17 protein-coding genes are annotated in these 15,068 nt (G+C 66.6%); 4 read left to right on the top strand and 13 right to left on the bottom strand.

Going from position 1 to position 15,068, the window contains the following annotated elements; all coding sequences use genetic code 11:
• Positions 1–59: 59 nt before the first annotated feature.
• The 4 genes from IE212_RS08855 to IE212_RS08840 all read right to left on the bottom strand — a co-directional run bounded on the left by IE212_RS08855 (position 60) and on the right by IE212_RS08840 (position 4,747).
• Entirely contained in the window at positions 60–1,430 is a 1,371-nt protein-coding gene (locus IE212_RS08855) for a glutamine synthetase family protein (RefSeq protein ID WP_190197172.1), read from the bottom strand.
• Complete coding sequence (locus IE212_RS08850; RefSeq protein WP_190197171.1) at positions 1,430–3,019, bottom strand: amino acid permease; 1,590 nt, start codon at positions 3,017–3,019, stop codon at positions 1,430–1,432. Before IE212_RS08850 ends, IE212_RS08855 begins: the two co-directional genes overlap by 1 nt.
• Positions 3,016–3,987: a hypothetical protein gene (locus IE212_RS08845; protein WP_190197170.1), complete on the bottom strand. Its 972-nt coding sequence runs from the start codon at positions 3,985–3,987 to the stop codon at positions 3,016–3,018. The genes IE212_RS08850 and IE212_RS08845 overlap by 4 nt, the downstream gene beginning before the upstream one ends.
• Positions 3,988–4,156: 169 nt before the next feature.
• Positions 4,157–4,747: an ATP-binding protein gene (locus tag IE212_RS08840; protein WP_190197169.1), complete on the bottom strand. Its 591-nt coding sequence runs from the start codon at positions 4,745–4,747 to the stop codon at positions 4,157–4,159.
• A gap of 129 nt (positions 4,748–4,876) precedes the next feature.
• Here IE212_RS08840 and IE212_RS08835 point away from each other — a divergent pair, with 129 nt between their 5' ends.
• Entirely contained in the window at positions 4,877–6,121 is a 1,245-nt protein-coding gene (locus IE212_RS08835; protein WP_190197168.1) for a helix-turn-helix domain-containing protein, read from the top strand.
• 65 nt (positions 6,122–6,186) lie between these two features.
• Here the strand turns inward: IE212_RS08835 and cutA are convergent, their stop codons facing one another.
• From cutA to IE212_RS08800, 7 genes are all read right to left on the bottom strand, one after another.
• Complete coding sequence (cutA, locus tag IE212_RS08830) at positions 6,187–6,513, bottom strand: divalent-cation tolerance protein CutA (protein ID WP_190197167.1); 327 nt, start codon at positions 6,511–6,513, stop codon at positions 6,187–6,189.
• A gap of 99 nt (positions 6,514–6,612) precedes the next feature.
• Positions 6,613–7,431 carry a hypothetical protein gene (locus IE212_RS08825; protein WP_190197166.1) on the bottom strand — a complete coding sequence of 273 codons (819 nt, stop codon included), beginning with the start codon at positions 7,429–7,431 and terminating at the stop codon, positions 6,613–6,615.
• 6 nt (positions 7,432–7,437) lie between these two features.
• The gene (locus IE212_RS08820) at positions 7,438–7,764 is read right to left on the bottom strand and encodes a hypothetical protein (RefSeq protein WP_190197165.1); all 327 of its coding nucleotides are present in this window, start codon (positions 7,762–7,764) and stop codon (positions 7,438–7,440) included.
• A 69-nt stretch (positions 7,765–7,833) separates the two neighbouring features.
• Positions 7,834–8,106, bottom strand: a complete 273-nt coding sequence (locus IE212_RS08815) for a hypothetical protein (protein WP_190197164.1) — start codon at positions 8,104–8,106, stop codon at positions 7,834–7,836.
• Between the two features lies 1 nt (position 8,107).
• A complete protein-coding gene (locus IE212_RS08810) occupies positions 8,108–9,154 on the bottom strand; it encodes a major capsid protein (protein WP_190197163.1) in 1,047 nt (348 codons plus the stop codon).
• A 12-nt stretch (positions 9,155–9,166) separates the two neighbouring features.
• On the bottom strand, positions 9,167–9,586 hold the full coding sequence (locus tag IE212_RS08805) for a head decoration protein (protein WP_190197162.1): 420 nt from the start codon (positions 9,584–9,586) through the stop codon (positions 9,167–9,169).
• A gap of 148 nt (positions 9,587–9,734) precedes the next feature.
• Complete coding sequence (locus IE212_RS08800; protein WP_190197161.1) at positions 9,735–10,349, bottom strand: hypothetical protein; 615 nt, start codon at positions 10,347–10,349, stop codon at positions 9,735–9,737.
• Between the two features lie 150 nt (positions 10,350–10,499).
• Here IE212_RS08800 and IE212_RS08795 point away from each other — a divergent pair, with 150 nt between their 5' ends.
• Together IE212_RS08795 and IE212_RS08790 are read left to right on the top strand one after the other, a co-directional pair.
• A complete protein-coding gene (locus IE212_RS08795) occupies positions 10,500–10,706 on the top strand; it encodes a DUF8825 domain-containing protein (protein WP_190197160.1) in 207 nt (68 codons plus the stop codon).
• 36 nt (positions 10,707–10,742) lie between these two features.
• Positions 10,743–11,156: a DUF6233 domain-containing protein gene (locus IE212_RS08790; protein WP_190197159.1), complete on the top strand. Its 414-nt coding sequence runs from the start codon at positions 10,743–10,745 to the stop codon at positions 11,154–11,156.
• Positions 11,157–11,186: 30 nt separating this feature from the next.
• Here IE212_RS08790 and IE212_RS08785 read toward each other — a convergent pair whose 3' ends face one another.
• Positions 11,187–12,125, bottom strand: coding sequence for a DUF6615 family protein (locus IE212_RS08785; RefSeq protein WP_190197158.1), 939 nt, complete (start codon positions 12,123–12,125; stop codon positions 11,187–11,189).
• Between the two features lie 59 nt (positions 12,126–12,184).
• Entirely contained in the window at positions 12,185–14,014 is a 1,830-nt protein-coding gene (locus IE212_RS08780) for a hypothetical protein (RefSeq protein ID WP_190197157.1), read from the bottom strand.
• Positions 14,015–14,151: 137 nt separating this feature from the next.
• Between IE212_RS08780 and IE212_RS08775 the strand changes: the two genes are divergently transcribed.
• Positions 14,152–15,003 carry a hypothetical protein gene (locus IE212_RS08775; protein WP_229864146.1) on the top strand — a complete coding sequence of 284 codons (852 nt, stop codon included), beginning with the start codon at positions 14,152–14,154 and terminating at the stop codon, positions 15,001–15,003.
• Positions 15,004–15,068: the final 65 nt, after the last annotated feature.

Here is a 15,068-nt window from a genome sequence, read left to right as displayed (position 1 = left end):
CGGGCGGCCGTCTATGCGGCGCTCGTCGCCACGCGCGCCGCGTCGAAAGCGGGGGTCACTCAGGCACGGTCGAATCCGCGTTCCCGCTCGACATCGGTGACTTGTCGGCGGTGCTCGGCGAGTTCGACCTCGGCCGCGATGGCGTAGTGATGCACCACCGCGGCTCCGAGCGCGCTCGTCGCGAAGTTGCTGCCGTCGAAGTACGCCACTGCCTCGGCGAGGTCACGTCGGACGCGGGGCGACTGCCGGTCTGCGTAGGCGTCGCCCACGCAGGGAGCGGGTGGCGTCAGCTTCTCGGCCAGGCCGTGCACGATCCCGGCGAGTGAGGCGGTCAGCGCGAGGTAGGGATTGGCGTCGGCTCCGGGCAGGCGGATCTCCAGGTGCGTGCCCTCGCCGTGTCCGGTGACGCGGACTGCGCACCCGCGGTTGTCGTGCCCCCAGTTCATGTACTGGGGTGCGAAGGAGTGCGCCGTCGCGTACCGCTTGTAGGAGTTTGGGTTGGGCGCGTACAGCGGGGCGAGGTGCGGCATTCCGGAGAGCAGTCCGGCGATGCTGTGGCGCATCGTCTCGGGCAGTTCCTCGCCGGGGGCTGTTGCGAAGGCTGGCGCGCCGTCCTTCCAGAGGGACAGGTGCAGGTGCAGTCCGCTGCCCACGCCGGTGAACGGTGCGCTCATGAACGTCGCCGTCAGGGCCTGGCGTCTGGCCAGGTGCTGCACGGTCTGCTTGTAGACGGTGTAGGCGTCGCATGCTTCCAGCGCCGGGCCGTAGGGGAAGGTGATCTCCACCTGGCCGGGAGCGCCCTCTGTCTTGGTCGCCTCGATCGGCACACCGGCCTCGGGTAGAGCGTCTTCCAGATATCGGAGGAAGTCGCTGAGCGTCGGCGGAAGGTTGAGGGCATAGTCGAGGTTGTGCGGCACTACGGGCTGAAAGCCGTCGCAGAGAACGAACTCGCTCTCCAGCCCCACACGCGCCTCGAAGCCGAGATCTTCCAGCCGATTGAGCTGCGTGCGGAGCATGCGGCGCGGAGCGATCTGAACGGGCGTCCCGTCGGGCTGGACGGCATCGCAGTGCACCAGCGCGAGGCCAGGCATGTAGGGCAGGACACGCAGCGTGCTCAGGTCAGCGACCATGCCGAGGTCCTGGAAGCCTTTGTCCCAACCCGTGAGGTCGAAGCCGCCAAGGGGGTCCATGCTGACGTTGGTGGCCAGGATGTAGGCGCAGGCCTCCGACACCGTGGTCTCTTTGGCGGTCCGGTCAAGGAAGGTGAAGGCGTTGAGCCGCTTGCCCTTGAGGCGCCCCATCATGTCGGGCAGGCAGACCATGACGGTGGTGATGTCTTCGCGCTCGACTGCGGCCCGGAAGTCCTCGGCGGAGATGAGACCGGCGAGCCGGGACAGTTCGTGTTCCGGGTCAGTGTGATGGCTGTTCATCAGACCATGTCCTCCGCGAGGGAAGCGTGCGTGGCGGTGTTGCCCAGGGTCGGGATTCGGTAGTTGCGGCGTCCCTGGGTGATCCACAGGATCCAAGCCAGCGTGAGCACGGCGATGAGAGCGACGCCGGCGTAGTTGAACGACGCGGTGGTGATCGGGGCCACCTGCGGCAGGCAGAACAGGACGGTGACGAAGCCGACCCAGGTCACGGCCGTCCAGCCGATGGGCCTGCTCCACCGGCCGAGGTTCCACGGTCCGGGCCGGAAGTGATCCCCCGCGCGCAGCCGCAGGTAGACGGGGATGGCGTAGGCGGGGGTGATGCCAATGACGTTGATGGCTGTGACCGCTGCGTACGCGGTCGGCGAGTACAGCGACGGTGCAGCCAGGACGAGCGCGACTCCCACCGACAGCCACACGGCTGCAACCGGCGTCTTGGTGCGGGTGCTAACGCGACGCCAGGTGGCGGCGAACGGAACCGCCCCGTCACGGGAGAAGGCGAACACCATGCGGGAGGCAGCGGCGGTCTCGGCGTTGCCACAGAACAGTTGGGCCACGATCACGATCAGCAGCAGGGCCTTGGCGCCGGAAAGCCCGAGGACGTCTTCGAAGATCTGCGCAGGCGGCACTCCGGTGGCGCTTTTCTGCGTGCCCGCGTAGTCCTGGATTGACCAGGTGAGGCCGGCCAGCAGGACGAACCCGGCGATCCACGAGACCCAGATCGAGCGGACGATGCCCCTCGGCGCGGATATCTGGGCGTGCGTGGTCTCCTCGGACAGGTGGGAGGAGGCGTCGTAGCCACAGAAGGTGTACTGCGCCAGAAGCAGCCCGAGTGCGGTCACGTACAGGCCGTTGCTGAAACCGGTGTCGTTGTTGAACGTGGTGAAGACGAAGTCGGCGCTCTGGTGATCGGCCGGGGCGAGGGTCAGGCAGCCGACGATGACCGCGACGCCGATGAGGTGCCACCACACCGAGACGGAGTTGAGGAGGCTGACCAGGCGGACGCCGGCCACGTTCAACAGGGCGTGCAGCAGCAGGATCCCAGCGAAGATCATCATGGTCTTCTCCGGTGTTGGCGTGAAGCCCCACTGGAGGTTGGCGAACGCACCGACGAACGTGGCGGCGCCGTAGTCGATCCCTGCGATGGCGCCGAGCAGCCCGAGCAGGTTCAGCCAGCCGGTCACCCAGGCCCAGCGGGGTCCGCCGAGGCGGTGGGCCATGTAGTAAAGGCCGCCGGAGGTGGGGTAGGCGGAGGTGACCTCGGCCAGCGACAGGCCGAGCAGCAGGACCATCAGGCCGACGCCGACCCAGCCCCACATGATCACGGCCGGTCCGCCGGTGCTCAGGCCGAAGCCGTAGAGAGTCATGCAGCCGGACAGGATGCTGATGACGGAGAAGGAGATCGCGAAGTTGCCGAACGGGCCCATGCGGCGTGCCAGTACGGTCTGGTAGCCGAGCCCGGCCAGGACAGCATCGTCGTCAACCAGCCGGTGGGCGGCACTTCTCGGAGACACCGAAAGAATCCTCTGGATCGAAGGGGTGAGGGACGGGGTGGCGCTGAGGGCTCGGGGCGGGGGTGCGCGGCTTCTCATCTGCGGTTCCGCTCGCGCTTCATCGCGTAGTTGCGCGCTTGGAGGAAGTCGTCCTGCCACCACCGGCTTTCGCTGACGTGCTGCCAGGGCGCGGGCGTGGCGAAGGGGCCGATCGCCGTGAACACCTCTGCCGCGCCGGGCAGACCACAGGCAGTCAGCGTGTAGGCCAGATAGTTCAGGTCCAGCAGGGAGCAGGTGCTCATGTCGGTGACGTGAGCGAACCAGCCATCTCTCGCCCGCTCGACGTAGTGCCGGACCTGCTCGTTGTCCCAGAACCCGAGCGTGCTGGCGACCTGCCTGCTCGCCATCCGAGACCGGTACTCCTCGACCCAGGCGTACAGGGGCAAGGTCAGCTGCACGGACCCCGGCCTCGCCTGGGATGAAACCCACCGTGTGAAGTCCACGGATCCAGTGCCGCGGGCCTGCAAGCACTGGAGCATCCGGTGATACGCCTCCCTGTTGGGCCAGTCCCGCCGGTCTACCTGCCAAAGCAGCGGCCAGGGCCCCCGCGGCAGCATGGCCTCTGGCGGATTCGCCCAGTGATCGACCTGATGCCAGTTCCTCGGGTCGACGTCCAACTGGGAGAGGGCCAGCAGGCACACCCAGGGCACGGGGTCCGCTGGCCAGCGGCGAGCAGCGTCCTCACATGCCACTCGTGCGGCGCTGACCCTGAGGAGCAGCGTGTGACTGTCTGCCGTGCTGTGGCGAGCAGCGAGAACCCGGTGAGTCATGACGCGGGCCCGCATCATCATGGCGTTCGCGTCTCCGGGCTCCTCCGCGCACCAGGCCGCGATGGCGTCACCTTTCGCCGCGCCGGCCGCCAAGACTTGACTGCGGGACGTGCGCAGCGCCCAGCTGAGGGTGTTGGCGAGCAGAGCCTTGGTGGACAGCCACCGATCGAGCAGGAGGTCTTCGAGGGCTAGGCGCAAGTCTTCGTCGTAACCCGCCGGATGCGGGGTCAGGGGCATGTCAGTATCCGTCACTGGAGCACCCGCCCGACGTTGTGGGGACGGTGGCAAGGGGTAGGCCGGCCTTGAACACGTAAGAGGGGCATGGAGGCCTCGTGTGGGGGTCGGAGGACCGCGGGGCGGCAATCGGGCACAGACCTTGGGTAGGCAACTGCGGACCGGCGGCTGCTCAGGGGGTCCCGATGGGGAGGAACGTCTGGTCAACCGCCAGGGCAGAAACCGGCAGCTCATCAAGGTCAGTTGCTCGACACCCTCCCGAATCGGCGCTGGTGGCCAACTGCGTTTCAGCGCAGCGTGCGTCCGGGGAGGGGATGGCGAGGGAGCACCACGTCATCGTGCCGTCGGGGCTAACGCCCCACTCCTTTGCCAGGGTGGCAACGAGCAGCAACCCCCGGCCACTCTCGGCGTCAAGGCCTACCTTGCGTCGTCGGGCCGGAGCGGGGTTTCCGTCAGTAACCTCGATACGCAATTCCTCTGCCAAGATCACGACCCGAACCGCGATCGCCTCGCCTCGGCAGTGCCGCACGGCATTGGTGACCAGTTCCGAAACGGCGAGAATTGCCGTGTCGCTAAGTGCCGTCAGGTCCCAATGGCGCAGGTGCGCTGCGGTGATCCGACGCATATGCCAAACGCGCTCGTCGGCTGGAGCGAAGGTCACCTCGAAGTCACGGATGGCTGCCTGTGCCGATCCAGCCGGAAGGCGTTGAGAGCAACACCCCCGGCGGTCCTCGTAGGTGGGCGCCTTGCGGAACGTGGTCATGGACCTATCGCACCGCGCGCCCGGACAGCCTGCCAGGGGAAACTAGAGGGGGAAAATCCCGTCAAGGGGGAAACCAGCGGGGGGATCTCGCGCCATGATTGGCCCAGTCCACCAACAGAGGTCACACTCATGCCAGCAGATCCGTTCGCTGAGCTGCTTCTCCGACTGCGTAAGGAAGCAGGACGCACACAGGAGGAACAAGCAGAGGCCATCAACGCTGTCTCCGGCCGGGAAACCATGACCCGCCGCGAAATCAACCGGTACGAACACGGGCAGAACATCCCGACCAACCACACGGTCGCGCATATTGCGACGGCCTGCGGCTTACCCCCTGAACAGTTACAGCGGGAGGCAGCAGCCGCCCGCGCCCGGCGGAGGAAGGGACGCCGCCGTGAAGGGGAGGACCTGGACGACGTGAACCGCAGGACACTGATTGGTGGCGCCGTTCTCGGCGCGGCTGCTGCCGCCGAGCCGTGGGGGCGCCTCGCGCACGCCCTCAAACGAGGAACGAAGCTCGATTCAGCGGGGGTGGAGGCTCTCACCGGTCACGCCGCCGACCTCCATGTGAGCGAGCATCACCTCACAGCCCGTCAGCTTCAGAGCAGGGTTGAGGCACATCTTGACGCCATCACTGCCGTTCTGCCCCGCGTCGGCGAGAGCGAGCGTGCTGTGACCATTGCTGCTGGTGAGACGGCCGCCCTGGCAGGTTGGGTGGCCTGGGATCTGGGCGACTCCGAAAGGGCGCGGGCCTACTACGGGGTCACGAGCGAGTGTGCCGAGGCCGCCGGACACCCCCCGTTGAGGGCCTTGGCTCTGGCCTACGCCAGCTACGGGGCTGCCACGCCAGAAAAGGCTATGAAGCTCCTGGCCCAGGCTGCCCAAGATGTACGAGGCCCTGGTAACGCTGCCGCCGCTGCCTGGGTCCACGGCCGCTATGCGGAAGAAGCGGCTACCGCCGGCGATGACATAGGCGCGCTGCGGGCCTTGGAGCGTGCCCAGGCCGTGTACGACTTCGCAGACCACACCACCGAGCAAGCATGGGTGCGCTTCATGACCCCGTACCGCCTCGACTCTCTGTCGTTGTCGGTATACGGGCAGCTCAGGCGGCAGGAGTTGACGGAGACCGCCGACAACGCCGTAAACCGCCTCGGTGATGAGCTACCCGCCTCAGGGGTCGTGGTATTGGGCGACCTGGCCTCAGCACTGCTGCGTGGGGGAGACATCGAACAAGGTGTCTACGTGTCGCATCAATTCGCAGCCGCAGCGGAGGCCCGGCCGAACACCATGGGCAGAGCACGCGCGCGGGACATCGCAACGCTGCTTCCCAGCCGGGAGAACGAACTCGCCTGGCACCTGCAACAGTTGGCAGCGTGAACTGACGTGCGGCTGCCGCACGAAACGGTCCGCGCAGCAGCCGCTTCTCGGTGATGGTCCGCGCTCTACCTCGCGGTCGACTGTTCGGCTACCCAGGCCAGGTAGGCCGCAGACCCTCCGGTAATCGGCAGGACGACCCACTCTGGAACCTCGTAGCTGTGTTCCTGGGCGACCCACGCCTCAAGTTCCGGGAGACGGTCCGTGGTCGTCTTGTACGAGATCCGCCATTCTCGGGCGATCTCGATCTTTTCCTTCCACCAGTACACCGCGGTCAGCGGCGGGTCGATGTGGGCGCCGGCGGCCAGCCGGTTCTCAACCGCGCCTCGCGCCAGCAACGTTGCCTTGTCCTCGTCATCGATGGTGGTCTGCGCCACCACGATCTCGCTCGCCATGAACTCCACTCCTGGTCGATGTGCAACGACCCTACCTAGCCTCCGCTGACCGAACTCACGTGGCAGACCAAGTCCGCCGTTGACGGGGTCCGTATCTCCTCAGGTAGCGTCCACGACATCTGGCCGCGGCCCGAACCCACGCCGGCAGCGTGGATGGGAGATTGGCCACTCCGCAGCGTCCTCGACCGTGCGGATGGTGCGGTTGGCCTTGTCAGGGTCCTGGTGCGCAGTCCAGCCGCAGTCGGATCCGTCGAAGACCTCGACCATGGTGACTCCGGCCTGGCGTGTCCGGTTGAGAGTGCCTGCGTTGTAGGCGACGGCCGACTTGGCGAGCGTCGCGGCCTCCGCCCAGGCACGGACTGGAACGCGGGCACCGTTGCGGTAGATGACGTGGGTCAGCTTGTGGTCGGCCGCGAGCTTGCTCGCCAGTTGCCTCGCTGCCTGCTTGGCCGTCATGTTCCCCGCAGCGAGCAGGGGGACTTCCCGACGGGCGGCTTCACGAGCTGCTCGGTAGAACTGGCTCGCCATCCTCTCCGCCTCTTGCGAGCGGCGTAGGAAGTCGGCGTACGAGTCGGCAGCCAGCGATTGGAGGGCGTCACGGTGGAACATCGTCCATGTGAACGGCTCGCCAAGAGACTCGGCAGCCACGCCGGCACCAGCGGCGTACAGATGGGGCAGCTGTCGCTGGACGAACTGTTGGGCTTCCTGATCAACACGCTTCCGGAAGGCGCGGATCGCCTGCTTGAACTCTTCCAGGGTCGCTGCGGTGCGTGGCGCTCTTGGGTTGTCGGCGAACTGAGTGATGACGGCGCGCTGCTTGTCGGCGAGGCGCTGCCAGGCTTCCTCGAGCACCGCGGCGACCCGGCGGGCAATCTCGTCCTGGTCGCCCGGTACCAGCGGTGGCCACTCGTAGGGCATGTCGCTCTACCGTGCCCGGTGGGTGTGCAGCAGAGGTGCGGTCACGAGGTCGGTCCCTTGCTCGGCTTCCAGCAGTTCGTCAGGCGCGACGAGGTCGACGAGGTCGGTGATCTGTCTTTCGGTGCCTGCGAGGTTGTTGCTTTGGTCGATGGTGACCACGCCGTCCACGGTCATGCGGAGCGGTTCAGCGAGCAGTTTCGCGCGCCGCTCGGCCAGGACCTCGTTGGCAACGGCGCGGGCGGAGAGCAAGCGGGCGTAGCGGACTTCAAGGTCGGCGGTGTCGGTGGCGGGTCCGAGCTGAGCCAGCAGCCAGGCGCGTACAGCGTCGTTCACGGGGTGCTCCTGTTGTACCAAGTGAGGCTCGGCACCCTGGTGGTGTCGAGCCTCACGGATGTTGGTCTGCTAGTCGGCCTCGGTCTTCTTCGACGTACGCCGTCTCGGACTCCTGGCAGGCTCCGGCTCCGGCTCCCCCACGCCAGTGCCGACGGTGGGCGGCCTCTCTACTTCGTCGACGAACGACGGATCGCTCGACGAAGGCTCGCTCAGTTCCCAGGCGTCTGGATGAGTGATCAACTCGGCGAGAACTTCGTCCGGTTCGTCGCCCGGCAGCAGAACTACCGAGTCATGGGTGCGCGGATCCACCAAGTGCACTGCGGTACGCAGTCGTTGAGCCATGTCAGATCACCGTGGCCACGAGATGGGCATCCGGGGTGTGCATCACCGGCATCGCCGCCGCCGCGACCTTCGTCCAGATCTGGCCCGGGTCGGTCTGGATACCGCGCGTGACGATGAGCCCGGGTGCGTCCTCACGGAGGATCTCCGGATTGGTACCGCGGGTGAGGTTCAGTGAGTCCCAGGTACGACCCCACTGGATCTGCGCCCACCTGTCACGCTGCGGCGGGATGTAGATCCACTTGTCCTGCGGCAGGACCTTCGTCGCCACCCCGTCCACGCGGACCTGGGCCTTGTAGAACACCACCCGAGGCAGACCGTACGTGTCGCGCACGGACTGCACCTGCGCCGGCGTCAGTGTCGCGGTCGGCGTCGTGGACGGCGACACGGAGTTCCAGAACGCGGCCCGGTACGCGGCGTTGTTCGCGAAGTAGCTGTTTGCCTTCTTCGACGTGAGGACGAACTCCGGCGTCGGGACCCCAAGATCGTCGAGGTACTGGAGCCAGCCGAGCTCGTCCTTGAGCGGATCCGACGCTGGATCTGACCAGGGCACCGGGGCGGTGACCTGGTTCGCCGCAGGCATGCCGAAGTCGGCCTCGTTGACGTAGTTGTTCTCGTTGATCGTGAGCTTGCCATCCAGCAGTACGTCTGCCGCAGCCAGCTCGATGCGGCCCTGGATGGCCTCCACGTGCCGCTCCACATCGTCGTAGAGCAACTCGATCAGCCGGTCCTGGTCAGCTCCGCGCTCGGCGTCCAGAAGCAGCTGTTCCTGCTCGCCAACGACGAGCTTCTGCCCCATCTCCGCGAGCCCACCTTCACGGACATTCGACCACGCTTCGCGCGAGGCGAACGGGACGGACGCGTCGTACGCCCGGTACTTCGCGACGTTGACGTAGCGGCCGTTGTCCTTGATCCGCCACTTCACCTCGTTGATCTTCAGTGCCGGGAAGACCAGCTGCTGAAGGAGGAAGTCCTCGGGCGCGGGCAGGGCGCGGGCGAAGGTCGTCAGGTCCCTGACCGTGACGTCCTTGAGGAGGTCCTGAATGGTCATCTGCTGGTCACCTCACACGAACCTGATCTGCGCACCGGTCGGCGACCAGGTGACCTTGGTGATGTCGATGCCGCCGGGCACCTTCGACGTCCTGACGACGCCGTGCCACAGCAGCGCGGCCGGCACCTTCGTGGCACCGGGCGCGAAGAACGCCTCGGCGAAGACGACTCCGGCGAGGACCTGGGTGCCGTCGGAGGCGGCCGGGTTCCAGGGCGCGTAAAGGCCCGAGGCGGTGATCTTTCCCACCGGGATCCCGGACACGATTCGGGAGTACGGCTGGTCGGGATCGGTCGACGCGAAGTAGTGCGTGTTCGCAGTGAACTTCGACAAGTCGAGAGTGATCGTTTCGGTCTGGTCGGTTCCGTGCAGCGACGCGAGCCAGTCACGGTTCGCGCTGTACGTCGCCGACCGGGATATGGGCTGAATGGACAACGCCCCTACCTCCAGTGGACGGTCGCGGATGGGTGCCGCGCGCTCACCGCGTCGGTGGCGCCGTCCACGAGTCGGGTAGGGGCGTGGTCCCCGTGTCCGGCCTGCCCGCCGGTGGGATCTGGTCTACGCCATGACGTTGCTGAGCTGGTCAGTCAGCGATGAAGCCGCGTCGCCGGGCCATTTCGAGCCCGGCCGCACCGGGCTTGGGCGGAACGCCTCCTCGCGACGGCGGGCCGCCGGCGGGAGATCCGCCCGGTGCGGGCGGCACAGTCTCACGGGCCTGGCGGAACAGCTCAGGCCGCCGCTCCTTCAACTGCTCGGCAGCAGCGGTGACCGCATCCTCGTCGGCATCGGGCTGATCGAGCAGGGCCCGATCGATGAGCAGCACGGCGTCCGCGAGGTCGTCTCCGGCCGCGCCGAGCCCAGCCAGAGCAGCCCGACGGATGGCTGCGCGCTCCCTTGCTGCGGCCTGCGCTTCGCGAGTCTCCGCTGCCTTCACCTTCTCCTCGGCAGCCTGCTCCCGGCGTTCGATCTCCGTCAGCGCGGCCTTGTCGGCTTCGCGCTTCGCAGTGACGAACTCGGTCAGCGCCTCAGAGTTGTCGAAGCCCAGCTCACCGAGCAGCTTCTTGACGGCGGCCCGCCCGCCCTGCGTCTTCTCGCGGGCCAGCAGCCGGGCCAGGTCTTCCTGGGTGACACCGGCGTTTGGGGTATCACCAGCTTCACCGGGCTTGTTGGTGTCGTCTTCGGGCGAGGGATGCGTCATGCGTGAACCATCCACAGATCTCCAGCGCCCCCGCGCCAGTGATCAGTGTAGCGATCAGCCGGAGTTGGCCGTTGTACTCATGGGGCCATTGCGAACGAAGGCCATCGTGCCCGCTGGCCCTCAAAATCGAACACGTGATTGAATCCGGCCATGAGACCGATTCCCCACGACCTCGCCCAAGCCCTTGAGGAGTGGCACACCACCTACCGCCAGCTGGCCATGCAGCCGCGCACGGAGCTCCGCCGTCGACTGATCCAGCTGTCGATCTCGGTGGTGTTCCATCCACACTGGCAGAACGGCAACAGGACGGCGGCGTGGGCGGCGCTGCACACGGCCGGTCGGGGAGGAAGGAGCTGACGATGAGCGGCTTCACCTGCGGGAATGGTGCGCACCATGCCCCAGCTGCCGCCTGACCCAGTCCGGCTCCGCGCGATCCTCGCTCACCTCGACCGGCAGATCGCGGACAACGAGACGATCGCCATCTACCTGCGGCTGCAGCGCGACGCCGCACTGAAGGCTCTCGCCGACGCCGAACGGCAGCCAGAGCGGCCACAGCGCCAGTCGAAGGGTTCCAGACCACTGCCGACCTTCACGCCGGCGTCCGCGAAGGTCGGCTACGTCGTCCAACAGAAGCGCACGCCGACCGGGCCCGAGCCCGCCCTGATCCACATAGCCGACTGCTCCATGATCGAGGGCACACCCCAATCAATCCGCGCGGATGAGGCTCGGGTCGCGCTCACCGACCCGAACATCACGGCCTGCGAGTTCTGCCGCCCGGACACCGAGCTAGGCATGGATATTGAGTAACCAGTCAGCCGCGCTCGGCAAAGGCTGGCGTTACAGGTAGAAGATGGCGATGCCCGCCAGTCGGCCCTCCAGGTCCGGGGGCAGCGCCCTTCCCGCCTCTGCGTCCCGGACATACGACGGAAGTTCCGTGCGCAGACCGCGCAAAATGTTCCCGTAGTAGGACCGGGAGAAGTGTCCACGATCGACAGGGAGGTCCGGAAAGATCTTTCCATCCCCCACGCCAATCCGCCTGGGAGCGGCCAACAGCATCTGCCCTCTCCGAAGCTTCGAGACTTGCGTGAACAAAAGTTTGGCTACCTGAAGGGCTCCGTACTGCCGTTCCACGAGAAAGGCGCGAAGCTCTGGAACGTTACTGAAGTTTGGGTCATCCCAAAGCGGGCGCTGTCGAACCTTGGGGTCCGCGAGGTCTTCGAGTGGTACGGCGTGGCCGAACGCGTCAACAGCGGCCGAGTCCTGACTCAGCAGCAGGAAGTACTGCACCGCCAACGCGCTAAGAACCGATACCCCAGCCCGGGTGCAGCGGTCGCAGACCGGTTCTGTGTGCCGCAAACCGCAGTGCAGGCCCGTCCGGTATTCGGTGTCTCCGCAGTACAGGACATACGCAGGCGCGACTTGGAAGAGATCTGCCGCTTGGAGCAGAAGATCCAGCTGCTGCCCCTTCTTATTGGCGTGGTCAAAGTCAACTGACCATCTCCCCTTCTTGCGTTCAAGGTTCTTGGCCTGGACGAGCATGCCGAAGCAGGTGCCCGATGGATCAACCCACCACCACAGCCAGTCAGCCCCGATTATTCCTTCTTGCTGCTTGTTGAAGGTGATGGGCTTTACGTGCGGCGCCACGTTCTGGCAGAGGATCGCAGTCATTGGCTCTTCATCCCAACGGCCGTTCTGCTGCACCCAAAACGCCATCGATTCATCGACGGCCTTTCTCCCCCTCGCGAGAGCAGCAAGCAGCGCGGGATTCTCGTTCAAGGGCCCTCCCTGGTCCAGCTCAAGGGTAGGGCAGGGCCACCCACCACATGACGCCCTCTTCATCGGCCTTCGGCAGGCGGCACGAGCGGCACAGAAGAAACGTCTGGATCGGCCTCGGGCAATCCCAGGTACTCGCGCACTGCCGCGTTGTCACCCGTTGCGTCAGCGAGCCGGCCTGCGGCCTCGAAGGCACGCGCTTGAATGCGCTCAATCTCTGTCTGAGCATCGTCGATTGGATAGCCAGCATCGATGAGCATCCGGACTCCGGTCTCGACGGACAGCACACCGGCTCCCACACCCTTGACCACCTCGTCGAGGACGGCAGCACGATCGGTCGGGGTGTGGGGGCCCCACATGAGGCGCGCAGGAAGGGATTCCCCCGCAGGCCAGCCTTGTGCCTGCCCCGCCTGGTGAAGGCGCTGCACCATCCGCAGCAAGACCGCGTACTTATGGGTGCGGGCCAGGCGCATGGCAGCGACCAATGTGTCCAGCGGGCCGAGTGCGAGCTGTAGCGCGTACCCGGAAGGTAGGGCGGTCGGGTCGAGGGTGCCGAGGCCAGCGGCGGTGAGTCGGCTGTTCGCGGCGATGCGGTCGAGGATGTGGTCGACGCGGGCGCGGAGTTCGGCGAGCTGGGCGGAAGTGTCGAGAACATCCATGCGCCCGTTGTCGTTGAGCTGCCATACCGTCCCGGCGCGTACCTTGACCGGGAGCGGCTGGCCGGTGGCGCGGTCAATGGGCAGTCGGGCTCCGGCCAAGCCGATGATCGGGGAGCCGGTGGTGGCCGACGCACCGGAGCTGTCGGTGTCCGTGGCGGACAGCTCGTCCACGGCCTGGAGGACGGTGGCGAGGGTGGGTTTGCCCCAGTGTTCGCCGCTGGCGGGGATGCTGTTCGTGATGTGGATGACGGGGATGAAGTCCGCCATCAGGTCGAGCCGGTCGAGGACTTCGCCGTCCGAGCGGACTCGGAACTTGGCCTTGTGCAGGGGGAGGTCGTACAGGAGCTGGGAGCCCTTGAGGTCATCCAGCTGCCATTCCGCGTCCGTGAGGTAACAGGTCCACGGAGATGGCCGGTTCGGCGCCCAGGGGTAGTTGCGTGTGATGACGCCCGTCTCGGCGTTGAGCGTGTCACCGGCTACCAGGACCGGTTCGCCGTCGCCTGCGTAGAGGTACTCACGGGCTGGGCTGCCGTCTTTCGCCGTGCCGCGCCGACTGGCAGGGCCGATCGGGCCGAGCTCATACGTAACCCGTCGAAGCCTCGCCTTAAGGCCGCGCCTTTCGTCTTCAGGCAGCTCCCAGGCAAGGTGGACCCTCAGCGGGAACTCGGCTCCGTCCTGCTCGCCGTCCTCCGGCCATTCCGGGAAGTACAGGCCCGGGTCCCATGTGCGCAGCAGGACACGGCCTTTCTCCGGCTCCCAGGCCAGGGTGTAGACGGCGTCACCCAGGAGGATCGCGGTGCGCTCGGCCTGCTGAAGTCGCAGCGGCAGCAGCTCCTTCTCTGCCCAGTCCCGCAGCCTTTCCTGCACAGCGAGCGCCATGGCCGCCTCGGCGTTCGGCTCCTCATCGGCGTGCTCGGCGCCCGCGACGGTGATCGTCTGCTCGGAGCCGAGGAGGTACCCGAGCGCGGTGTCGACGAGCTTCGAGGCGTCGCCGAGTTCCCGCCGTTCGGTTCCAGCGTCGTCGTCTCCGGTTACGGCGGCGACCTGGCCGGCCTGATTGGAGTCGTATGCGGCGAGCAGCCGGTAGGCCGCGAGACGGCGCAGGTCCTCGTCCGGTACCCATGACCGGGTCAGCTCTGCCCAGGTGTTACGGCCCGGACGGCGTGGGTCGGTCATCGCTGGCTTGTAGTCCAGCCAGCTCCAGACGTCGGTGATCAGCTCGCGCAGGCCCACAGTGCCCCTCCAGGCAGTCGGCCCCGCGCCGCGCCTCCAGCCTACGAGACGTCTTCCACGTCAGGCTTCCACGTGCACCGCCCCTCGGGGTCGAGAAATTCCGAGCAGCCGAAGGTTCCGAGGTCGAAGATTCCGTCATGAACAGCAACCCGCCGGATGATTGGTCCCCAGCGGACAATCCGTACGCGATCGCGCTCTCGGAAGCGAACTGGTGGCGTGCCACGGTCACCTTGACCGTCGAGCGCATGCACAGCGACGACGTCCAAGTTGGCTGGTTCAGCTCCCGGCAGATCGACGCTCGCATTCTGGTCGTCGCCCTGCGCCAGCTTCTCGCCGCAGTCAAGCTCGAACGGATCGCCCTCAAAGACCTCGGCATGGACCCGGCTGTCGTCACCGCACTTGATGATGCCGAGCAACGCTTCCTTGACACCCTGCCGAACATCAAACACGTCCGCGATGGCCTGACGCACTTCGAGGACTGGGCGCGCGGCATGGGCAAGTTCGGCCCGCAGACAGACGCCCGCAAGAACGCTGACCCTCGTGACGCAGCCCGCGACTTCTGGAGTTTCGGCTACGACCCGACCACCGACACCGTCACCATGGGACCGTTCACCATTTCCGTCAGCGCGGCAGTCCCCGCCGCCAATGCATTGTGCGCCGCCATCTACGCCGCGACACGCTCGGTCGACCAGCGGAACGCTGCTGAACTACGCGACCAAATCGTTCAGGCTCTGGCCGACGCAACGATTCCCTGCGCTCCCCCGCAGGACCGGGTGCGGGTCACGCAGGGCCACGACACGCGAATCTGGCTCTCCCTCGAACTCAGCCGTATTCCGGACGAAGAGCGCGAGAAACTAGCGCACCGTGTCGCAACGGCGATGGCCGGCGCCGGACTGCGGCTGACGTCGTCGACGTTCCCTCAGGCCCAAGACACGACTGAACGTCTGGTCGTTGGCGAGGTGCTGCGCGTGGAGAGGAACAGCCGGTAGACCTGCAAGCCCCCAGGCAGGCCGCTGGAGACCATGACCTCCTGGGCCGTTTCCTCTTGGGGCCG

Origin of the sequence: Streptomyces djakartensis, from assembly GCF_014651075.1 — a bacterium.
GTDB classification, from domain to species: Bacteria; Actinomycetota; Actinomycetes; order Streptomycetales; family Streptomycetaceae; genus Streptomyces; species Streptomyces djakartensis.
The sequence above is the reverse complement of the archived record's forward strand: the minus strand, read 5'-3'. Positions and strand labels throughout refer to the sequence as shown.